Origin of the sequence: Rhodococcus sp. HM1 (assembly GCF_023218075.1) — a bacterium.
Taxonomy (GTDB): Bacteria; Actinomycetota; Actinomycetes; order Mycobacteriales; family Mycobacteriaceae; genus Rhodococcus.
Genome location: NZ_JALPTB010000123.1, coordinates 1 through 8,979, shown reverse-complemented (window position 1 = coordinate 8,979; position 8,979 = coordinate 1). Strand labels below are relative to the sequence as shown.

Below are 8,979 nucleotides of genomic sequence, written 5' to 3'. Positions count from 1 at the left end.
GGGACGGGGACGGGCCTGTTGCTTCCTGCTCCTCGGCTGCGCGACGTGGGCGGTCGCCGCGACGAGCTTCATCGGTGTGTACGCCGACACCCTGTTCTGGGTTCGCGCCCTGCAGGTCGTGCTCCTGCTGCTGGTCGTGCCGTTCGGCCTGGCGCTGGGCAAACCCGTGACGGTGCTGCGCGGCGCACTCGGACCCACCGGTCGGCAGCGAGTGGACGCTGCCGTGTCCGGCCGCGGCGCGCGAATCCTCGCGCATCCCGCGACGACCTCGGTCGCCATGCTCGCCACCCCGTGGCTGCTGTACCTCACCGGCTGGTATCCCGCGGTCCTCACCCATTCCTGGGTCGACCAGATCACCCGGCTAGTGCTGGTCCTGGTCGGCTTCGGGTACTTCTACTCCCGGATCCAGGTGGACCCGGTGCCGCGTCGTTTCTCCCAGATGATCTCCATGACGATCGCAGTGGTCGAAGTGATCGGTGACGGTCTCCTCGGCCTGGTCCTCTGGTTCGGACCGCTCGTCGCCGTCGAGCACTACGAGCAGATCGCCCGGACCTGGGGGCCGGATCTGCGCACCGACCAGATCATCGGTGCGGGCATGCTGTCGATCCTCGGCGACGTCATCGGCATCCCGTTCCTGCTGGTGCTGATGCGGGCACTCACGCTCGACGAACGGGCCAACGCGGCGGCCGTGGACGCCGAACTCGACGCGATGGAACACGACGCCATGGAACGTGACACCTTGGAACGCGACGCGGCCCGGCGATCCGGTCCGGACCGCTCGGGTGTCGCCGGGGCCGATCGAGAACCGTCCGCTGTGCAGGGACTCTGGTGGGAGAGCGACCCGCAGATGCAGGAGCGGTTCCGCCGGGAGCGATGACCCGCTCCTGCACCGTGCGGGGAGCGGTCACCCGCCGATAGGGGCCGACACCTCCGGGACATCGTGGCGACGGTGGAACCCGCGCTTGTCGTAGATCATCGTGATCACCGCGCCGAGCACCAGTCCGATCGCCAGGCCCAGCAGCGTCATCCACACGCCGTGCGCCAGCCCGGCGGCACCGCGGCCGTCGAAGTACAGGATCGCGCGGGTCGCGATGTACATCTGGTGCATCGGCTCGAACGTCGAGAGCCAATCGAACAGCGGCGGCATCGCCTCGAGGGGCACCGTGCCGCCGGACGACGGCAGGCCGAGCACGATGAACAGCAGCAGGTTCACGAGCAGACCGGCCTGACCGAAGATCGACACCACGGCCAGTGCGGTCACCCCGACGGCGGTGATCGCGAGGGTGCCGTACTCCCACATCAGCAGTGCGCGCGGGAACGGCATACCGAGCGCGGTGCCGATCCACAGATACAGGGCCGAGACGATCATCGCGACGACGAACATGATTCCCCACTTGATGAGCAGCACCCGCATCCGGGACAGGTGGGTCGTCTCGCGGGCGATGAACCGCGGGCCGTACTCGGCGGGCTGGAAGCCGAGCGCCTGGTCGACCATCGTGTTGACGATCATGCCGCCGGTGAAACCGGCGAGGATCAGCAGCAGCGTGTAGTAGAACGCGGACAGGCCGGCGCCGGTGTTGTCGGGCAGCGGCTTGTGCGGGACGGTGAGCACATTGATGGGGTCGGCCAGCGTGATCCGGCTGCCGCCGGACAGTTGCAGGTCCGGTGCCGAGGTCGCGAGGGTGTCCTCGACCGTGCGGGTGAGCTGTTCGCCGATCGTGGCGTTCACCGTGGCCATGGCCTGGTTGGCGATGGTCTGCGTGATGTTCGTGCCGAACGTGCCGGTACGCGGGTTGGTGTAGACCGTGATGATCGGTTTCTCGATGTCGCCGGGCACGACGCTGGCCTGCGCGAGGATCGAGGTGCGCTTGGTGAAGTCGCTGGGGATGACGATCGCGCCGTACAGCGTGCCGTTGTCGAGCCCGGAGTTCATCGCCGAGATACCCATCGGCTGCATGTCGATGCGCTCGGGGTCGATGCCGTCGAGGATCCCGGCGGTGATCTCGTCACCGAGGTTCCGGCGGGCGTCCGATCCTGGCATCACGTCGCCGACGTCCTGATTGACGATCGCCATCGGGAATTTCCGCAGGTGATCGGCGGGGCTGATCATGCTGCCGAGGTACAGATAGGCGAGCGCCGCCATCAAGGCGGTCACCACGACAATCGGTCCGACCCAGAAGCGCGGACCGCGCAGGGTGTCGTGATGCGGATCGACGATGTTCTCGGTGGAACTCATTCCGGCCTTCCGGGGGATGGCGGCGAACAGCGTGTGGCGAGGTCCTTCGTCCACGTGTACCGGGCCGATGGTCCGGCCCATAGATTGTGCACACCCACCCCCTCGAAACCGACCTCCGGCGAACCCCTGGTGTCGAGAACCACGGCGTAACCCATGACGCGAGATGCCTCACTCCACCCCGGTAGGGTCGGCCCGGACATACATCCGAGGGGGATTTTCAGCTGTGACCGAGATATTGATCGCTGTTCTGATCGCGGTCGTCGTGGTGGCGACGCTCGTCGTCGTGGTCCGGACACGCAGGACGACACCGGCCGCTCGGGTCGATCCGCTCGCGGACTATCCGGAGGTTTGGGACCCGTACACCATCGGGGTGGGCGACATCATCACCTACGCGGGCATCGACCACGTCGTGCGCGGCACCATCACCCTCGACGAGGAGGGATACCGCTGGCACGAACACCTGCTCGACGGCTCGACCGGCCGTCGCTGGCTGACCGTCGAGAACGACGAGGGTGAACTCGAGATGACACTGTGGATGCGTCGCGAGGGCACCGGTCTGGAACCGAACGGCGACGTGATCCTGGACGACCGCGTGTACCGGCAGATCGAACGCGGCACCGCGCGGTTCACCGCGGAGGGAACGACCGGCACCGCGCCGACGGGCACCGTCGACTACGCCGACTACGCGACGGCCGACCGCGCCGGCCTGCTGTCGTTCGAACGGTGGGCGCGCACCGCGTCGTGGGAGGTGTCCACCGGGCGCGCCGTCACCCGCAGCGAGCTCACCGTCATCCACGCCGGTCCCGCGCAATGAGTGTGCATCTGCTCGACGTCGAGACCCGGGACGTCTCGGCGGGGCAACTGGGTCTCGTCGTCGATGCCCCGGCGCCGCGTCCGCTCGTGGAGTTGAATCTGACCGATCCTGCAGCGGGGGAGCTGACCCTCGGGGTGCTCGGCGCCTCGCACGTCGTCACCGCGACCGCGCGCGGCCGCACCCTCACCGAGCAGGTGTCGTGCGACGCGATCGCAGCGGGTGGCCGGCCGTTGCCCGACGTCGAACACCGGCAGGGCTACCGGTTCACCAGCCACATCGAGACGGTCTCCCGACGGGCGCTCGGCCGCCGCGCCGAGATGCTGCGCACCGGGGCCGCCGGACGGTCCGGCTGGCTGTGCGCCGAGTTCCCCGGCGACCGCGACGCACTCACCGTCCTGACCGCCGCCGCTACCGGAGGCCACTGGCATTGGCGCACCTGGCATCTGTATCCCTACCGGGACGAGTCGGTGATCGTCGAGACCGAGAGCGTGTGGCAGCCGTGAAACGCATGTTCGCCCTGATCGTGCTCGGCGCGATGGCACTGGCAGTCGCCGGTTGTGGTGCGCCGGTCCGGGACTGGCTCGCGGACACCTACGAACTGCGCGACAGGAACGGAGACGTCGCCACCTACTACAGCCCGGATCCTGTGGGCATCACGGTGGCGAACATCGTCGACGAGATGGAACCGGCGGCACGCAGCGCGGACGGTGGTCGCGAGTACCTGCGGTACGACGACGACATCGTCACCGTCGGCGCGGCCCCCGGCGGCGGCAGCACCATCACCGTCGAAGACCTCGGCGGCCGCTACAGCAGTGGCGGATACGCCTATCTCGGACCGGGATTCACGCCGGGATCACCCGCAGCCGGGAACACCTCGGGCGGATCGGGAGACGCAAAATGACCGCGAACACCTATTCGGGAGTACAGAACATGACCGTCACCTGGTTGGCTGCGGACATCGAGATCGGCACCGTCGACCCGGTCCTGCTGGTCGGCGGCGTCCTCGCGACACTCGCCTACTTCGTCGTCGGAATCGGTGTCCTGGCAGCAGGATTCGCCGTGCTCGACGCACTGACCCCCGGTAATCTGCGTCACCAGGTGTACGTGGACCGAAACCCGAACGCGGCGTTGCTGCTCGGTGCCAACCATCTCGCGCTCGCCATCATCGTGGTCACCGCGATCCTCACCAGCTCCGACGGATTCGCGCAGGGCCTGGTGGATTCGGCCGTCTACGGACTCGTCGGAATCGTGCTGCAGGCGGTGGCGCTGGTGATCATGAATCGGGCGCTGCCCGGGCGTCTCGTGTCGTTGGTCGGTGAACCCCACATGAGTGGGGCGGCATGGGCCGTCGCGGTCACGCTCGTCTCCGTCGGCCTGGTCAACGCCGCCGCATTGTCGTGACGATTCTCGATCCGGAACCGATCACCGCGGCGCGGCCCCTCGGTCGCCGGGCGCGGGTGGTGCTGCTCGCCGCGGTGGCGGCGTGCGCGGCGTGCGGTCTGGTGTACGAACTGGCGCTGCTCACCCTGTCGGTGAGCCTGACCGGCGGCGGCATCACCGAAACATCGTTGATCGTAGCCGGTTTCGTCGCGGCCCTCGGTGCCGGAGCGCTGCTCGCCAAGCCGCTGCTGCCGTACGCGGGGCAGGCGTTCGTCGGTGTCGAGGTGGTGCTCGGGCTCGTCGGTGGGCTCAGCGCGGCGGTGCTGTACGTCGCGTTCACGTTCGTCGGCTCGTCGACGTGGGTGCTCGTCGTCGCGACCGCGGCGATCGGCATGCTCGTCGGCGCCGAGGTGCCGCTGCTGATGACGTTGCTGCAGACCGGCCGGGACTCCGACGCCCGCGAAACCGGGAAGGTGCTGGCGAATCTCAACGCCGCCGACTATGCGGGCGCGTTGCTGGGTGGGCTGGTGTGGCCGCTGATTCTGCTGCCGATGGCCGGGCTGATCCGCGGTGCGGCGCTGACCGGGATGGTGAACCTGGGTGCCGCGGCGGTCGCGGCACTGTTCCTGTTGCGCGGGCAGTTGCGGCCGGCCGCACGGATACTGGCGGTCGCCGCGTTGCTGCTCGCGGCCGCCGTGCTGGGGTGGCTGCTGGTGCGCGCCGCCGATATCGAGACGACGTCGCGGCAGCGGTTGTACCCCGATCCGGTGGTGTTCGCGCAGCGTTCGCAATACCAGGAGATCGTCGTCACCGATCGTGCCGGCGACGTGCGGTTGTACCTCGACGGGGACCTGCAGTTCTCGAGCCGCGACGAACACCGCTACACCGAGGCGCTGGTGTACCCGGCGCTGGCGCGCAACCCCGAGCGGGTGCTGATCCTCGGCGGTGGTGACGGTCTCGCGGCACGAGAGGTGTTGCGCCACGACACCGTTCGCGAGATCGTGCAGATCGAACTGGACCCCGCGGTCATTGATCTGGCGAACACCCGCCTGCGGGATCTCAATGCGGCTGCGCTGCAGGATGATCGGCTCACCCTCGTGATCGACGACGCGTTCCGGTGGCTGCGCGAACGCAGCGGCGGCGGGTTCGACGCGGTGATCGTGGACCTGCCCGACCCGGACACCCCGGCGCTGGGTCGGCTCTACTCCACGGAGTTCTACGGACTGGCCGCTGCGGCCCTGAATCCGAACGGCCTGCTCGTCGTGCAGTCGGGCAGTCCGTATTCGACGCCGGATGCGTTCTGGCGGACGGTGGCCAGCGTCGAAGCGGCGGGCCTGGGGGTCACGCCCTATCACGTGTACGTGCCGAGTTTCGGGGACTGGGGATTCACCCTGGCGCAGGTGGGCACCGCACCGGAACTCGCGTTGTCGCCGACGGCCGCGCCGCGGCGCTTCCTCGATCCCGCGACCCTCGCGGCGGCGGCGGTGTTCCCGCTGGACCGCGAACGGCGCTCCCTCGAACCCTCGACATTGGACCGCCCGCGCATCGTCGACGACATGCGGCGCGGCTACGAACGCTGAGTCACCTGCAGGACCCGAGCCACCTGCGTCCGTTGCAATAGTGTGTGACACACACTATCGTGTTGGCCATGCTCGATCCCGAGGTCGTCGCCGTACACGGACAGGAAGTGCGCCGCGGATCCGTCGTGGTCGCCAGCTTGTTGATGTTGCGCACGCCCGGGTACGGCTACGGACTGCTCGAAGCGCTGGCCGATGCGGGTTTCGCCGTCGAGGCGAACACGCTGTATCCGCTGCTCCGGCGGCTCGAGAAGCAAGGGCTGCTCGTCAGCGAGTGGAACACCGACGAATCGCGACCGCGCAAGTTCTATCGAACGTCCGCCGCGGGCGAGGAACTCGCGACGGAGTTGCTGCGGGAATGGACGGCACTCGGTCGCAGTCTCGAAGCGCTCGATCGCGGGACCGTCCCACCCACCACCGAAGGAGGCGCACCATGACTCTCACCGATCGCTACGTCGCCGCGACCTTGCGCAGTATCCCGGTGGACAAGCGCGACGACATCGACCGCGAACTGCGTGCGTCGATCACCGACGCCGTCGACGCGCGGGTCGAGTCCGGTTCCGACCCGGCCGAAGCCGAAGAACGCGTGCTCACCGAACTCGGTGACCCGGCCCGTCTCGCCGCCGAATACTCGGAGCGGCCGCTCTACCTCATCGGGCCGGAACTGTATCTGGACTGGCGACGGCTGCTGTCGGTGCTCCTGTGGATCGCGCCGATCCCCGGCGTCGTCGTGCTGGTGCTGGATGTCCTCGACGGAGCCTCGGCGATCTCGGCACTCGGGTCCGGAATCTGGACGGCGGGGACGGTCGCGCTGCACATCGCCTTCTGGACGACCGTCGTCTTCGCCGTGCTCGAACGCACCGGCGCTTCGGTCGCGAATCCGACGGGCGTGTGGACCGTCGATCGGCTTCCGCAGGTGGACGATTCTCGACGAGTGCCGTTGTCCGACACCGTGTTCACGGTTGCGATCTACGTGTTCCTGTTCGTGTTCCTGATCCTCCAGCGAACCTATTCCGGATTCCGATCCGACGACGGATCGGCAATCGCGATTCTCGACCCCGATCTCTGGTCGTTCTGGATCCCGGCGTTGCTCGTCCTGCTGGTGCTCAGCGCCGTCTTCGAAGTCGTCCTCTACGCCATCGGCGGATGGACGATTTCCATGGCGGTGATCAACACGGTCCTCAGCCTGCTGTTCACGTTGCCGGTCATTTGGCTCGCCGCGAGCGACGAACTGTTCAACCCCGACTATCTCGTCGCCGCGTTCGGCGAAGCGACGGACTCGGCCAGCGCCGCTTCGACGGCGGTGATCGTCGTGGTCGCTCTCGTCGCGGTGTGGGACATCGGCGAAGGGTGGGTGAAGGCGCTGCGGGACAGGGGGACTCACGCCTGTTAGTACCCGACCGCGAATGTGAAACTGCTCCCCGGAGACCGGAACCGAATTTCTCGGCCCGGCCTTCGGGAAGCAGTTCGCCGGAGGAATTTCGAAAGGTCACGCGACTTCGTCGAGATCCACGCCCTTCGTTTCTCGGCTCAGGGTGAGGGCGATCACCGTGATCGCCATCGTGATCACCAGGTAGCCGACAACCGTGCCGACACCGAAGTTCTCGATCAGCCAGACCGCGATGAACGGCGCCGGGGCACCGGCGATGATCGACGAGCCCTGGAAGACCAGTGACGATCCGGCGTAGCGGTAGCGCGTCGGGAACAGTTCGGTGATCCACGCGGCCTCCGGTCCGGCGAGCATGCCGTGGAAGAGCGCACCCACGCACACACCGATCCACAGCATCGGCAAACTCTCGAGCTGGACCAGCCAGAAGAACACCGGAGCCCATACGACGAGGACGATCGCCGGCACGAGCATCGCGGTCTTGCGACCCACCCGATCGGACCATGCACCGCCGCCGATCATGCCGACGAACTGGAACAGCGAGGCGAACGTCACCGCCATGATGATGTCGCCGCGGTGGAAGTCGAAGTACGTGGTGGCGTACGCGATGACGAAGACCGTGTAGACATAGAACGCGATGTTCTCGCCGAGGCGCATGCCCAGACCGGTGAGGACGGCACGCGGACGCGACAACGCCTCGAGGATCGAGGACCGCTCCTGCGCAGCCGGGGCCTTCGCGGCCTGTTCCTGTGCGGCCTTGAATACGGGCGACTCTTCGACGCCGCGGCGCACCCAGAAGCCGATGATCAGCAGCGGGATCGCGAAGAGGAAGGCGACGCGCCAGCCCCACTGGTCGAATGCTTGGTCCGAGAGGAAGAAGCCGATCGTCGATACCACGATGGTCGCGAGGACGGTGCCCATCGGAGCACCTGCCTGTGGCCATGAGGCCCAGAAGCCGCGCTTCTTCGGCTCGCCGTATTCGCTGACCAGCAGCACTGCGGCACCGAACTCGCCGCCGAGCGCGAAGCCCTGGATCATGCGCAGCACGACCAGCAGGACCGTTGCCCAGATGCCGATTCGGTCGTAGGTGGGAAGCAGACCGATCGCCGCGGTCGCGGTGCCCAGCATGAGGAACGTGGCAACCAGCATCGGCTTGCGGCCGAACTTGTCACCGAGGTGTCCGAAGACGATGCCGCCCAACGGGCGGGCGACGAAGCCGAGACCCTGCGTGGCCAGCGCCAGCAGCAGCTTGGCGACGCCGCTGTCCCCGGGAAAGAAGAGCGGACCGAGGACGGTCGCGGCGAGGATGCCGTAGATCGCGAAGTCGTACCACTCGAGCACGGCACCGGCCATGCTGCCGGTGAGGACACGCTTGAAGCTGGATCTGGGTGGCTGGTCGGTGACGATCGAGCCCGGCGGCACGTCGGTCCTGGTGACAGTCGGTGATCCCATGACGGATCCTTAAGTTCGTAGGTGCAGTTACTTCGTGAGAGTTACGTTGTGCTGTAACCCGGGCGGGCCGGGCGAGGCTGATGATTGGTTGCCCAACTCTCGAGTGGGGCTTGAAAGGACTGGCCACCCGACC

The 8,979-nt window shown here is 67.5% G+C and carries 10 protein-coding genes; 8 read left to right on the top strand and 2 right to left on the bottom strand.

The genetic code is table 11. The annotated features are described in order from the left end of the window. The coding region (locus M1M07_RS31220; protein WP_248676635.1) for a cytochrome c oxidase assembly protein at positions 1–877 on the top strand (877 nt) is incomplete at its 5' end. 27 nt (positions 878–904) lie between these two features. Here the strand turns inward: M1M07_RS31220 and M1M07_RS31215 are convergent. Continuing rightward, on the bottom strand, positions 905–2,236 hold the full coding sequence (locus tag M1M07_RS31215; protein ID WP_248676634.1) for a YhgE/Pip domain-containing protein: 1,332 nt from the start codon (positions 2,234–2,236) through the stop codon (positions 905–907). 223 nt (positions 2,237–2,459) lie between these two features. Here M1M07_RS31215 and M1M07_RS31210 point away from each other — a divergent pair, with 223 nt between their 5' ends. The 7 genes from M1M07_RS31210 to M1M07_RS31180 all read left to right on the top strand — a co-directional run bounded on the left by M1M07_RS31210 (position 2,460) and on the right by M1M07_RS31180 (position 7,400). Beyond that, the gene (locus tag M1M07_RS31210; protein WP_248676633.1) at positions 2,460–3,050 is read left to right on the top strand and encodes a DUF4178 domain-containing protein; all 591 of its coding nucleotides are present in this window, start codon (positions 2,460–2,462) and stop codon (positions 3,048–3,050) included. Next, positions 3,047–3,553, top strand: coding sequence for a DUF2617 family protein (locus M1M07_RS31205; protein WP_248676632.1), 507 nt, complete (start codon positions 3,047–3,049; stop codon positions 3,551–3,553). The genes M1M07_RS31210 and M1M07_RS31205 overlap by 4 nt, the downstream gene beginning before the upstream one ends. A 5-nt stretch (positions 3,554–3,558) precedes the next feature. Then, positions 3,559–3,951, top strand: a complete 393-nt coding sequence (locus M1M07_RS31200; RefSeq protein WP_197251564.1) for a DUF4247 domain-containing protein — start codon at positions 3,559–3,561, stop codon at positions 3,949–3,951. 29 nt (positions 3,952–3,980) lie between these two features. Further along, positions 3,981–4,451, top strand: coding sequence for a DUF350 domain-containing protein (locus M1M07_RS31195; protein ID WP_197251565.1), 471 nt, complete (start codon positions 3,981–3,983; stop codon positions 4,449–4,451). A 2-nt stretch (positions 4,452–4,453) separates the two neighbouring features. Next, the gene (locus M1M07_RS31190; RefSeq protein WP_248676636.1) at positions 4,454–6,010 is read left to right on the top strand and encodes a polyamine aminopropyltransferase; all 1,557 of its coding nucleotides are present in this window, start codon (positions 4,454–4,456) and stop codon (positions 6,008–6,010) included. Between the two features lie 68 nt (positions 6,011–6,078). After that, positions 6,079–6,444: a PadR family transcriptional regulator gene (locus M1M07_RS31185; protein WP_197251556.1), complete on the top strand. Its 366-nt coding sequence runs from the start codon at positions 6,079–6,081 to the stop codon at positions 6,442–6,444. Next, positions 6,441–7,400, top strand: a complete 960-nt coding sequence (locus M1M07_RS31180) for a permease prefix domain 1-containing protein (RefSeq protein ID WP_197251557.1) — start codon at positions 6,441–6,443, stop codon at positions 7,398–7,400. The genes M1M07_RS31185 and M1M07_RS31180 overlap by 4 nt, the downstream gene beginning before the upstream one ends. 96 nt (positions 7,401–7,496) lie before the next feature. On the opposite strand, the gene M1M07_RS31175 is transcribed toward M1M07_RS31180, so the two are convergent. Then, a complete protein-coding gene (locus M1M07_RS31175) occupies positions 7,497–8,846 on the bottom strand; it encodes an MFS transporter (RefSeq protein WP_197251558.1) in 1,350 nt (449 codons plus the stop codon). Positions 8,847–8,979: the final 133 nt, after the last annotated feature.

Coding starts and splice junctions, on each gene's coding strand:
- M1M07_RS31215 (WP_248676634.1), bottom strand. CDS start 2,236: ATGAGTTCCACCGAGAACATCGTCGATCCGCATCACGACACCCTGCGC.
- M1M07_RS31205 (WP_248676632.1), top strand. CDS start 3,047: ATGAGTGTGCATCTGCTCGACGTCGAGACCCGGGACGTCTCGGCGGGG.
- M1M07_RS31200 (WP_197251564.1), top strand. CDS start 3,559: ATGTTCGCCCTGATCGTGCTCGGCGCGATGGCACTGGCAGTCGCCGGT.
- M1M07_RS31195 (WP_197251565.1), top strand. CDS start 3,981: ATGACCGTCACCTGGTTGGCTGCGGACATCGAGATCGGCACCGTCGAC.
- M1M07_RS31185 (WP_197251556.1), top strand. CDS start 6,079: ATGCTCGATCCCGAGGTCGTCGCCGTACACGGACAGGAAGTGCGCCGC.
- M1M07_RS31180 (WP_197251557.1), top strand. CDS start 6,441: ATGACTCTCACCGATCGCTACGTCGCCGCGACCTTGCGCAGTATCCCG.
- M1M07_RS31175 (WP_197251558.1), bottom strand. CDS start 8,846: ATGGGATCACCGACTGTCACCAGGACCGACGTGCCGCCGGGCTCGATC.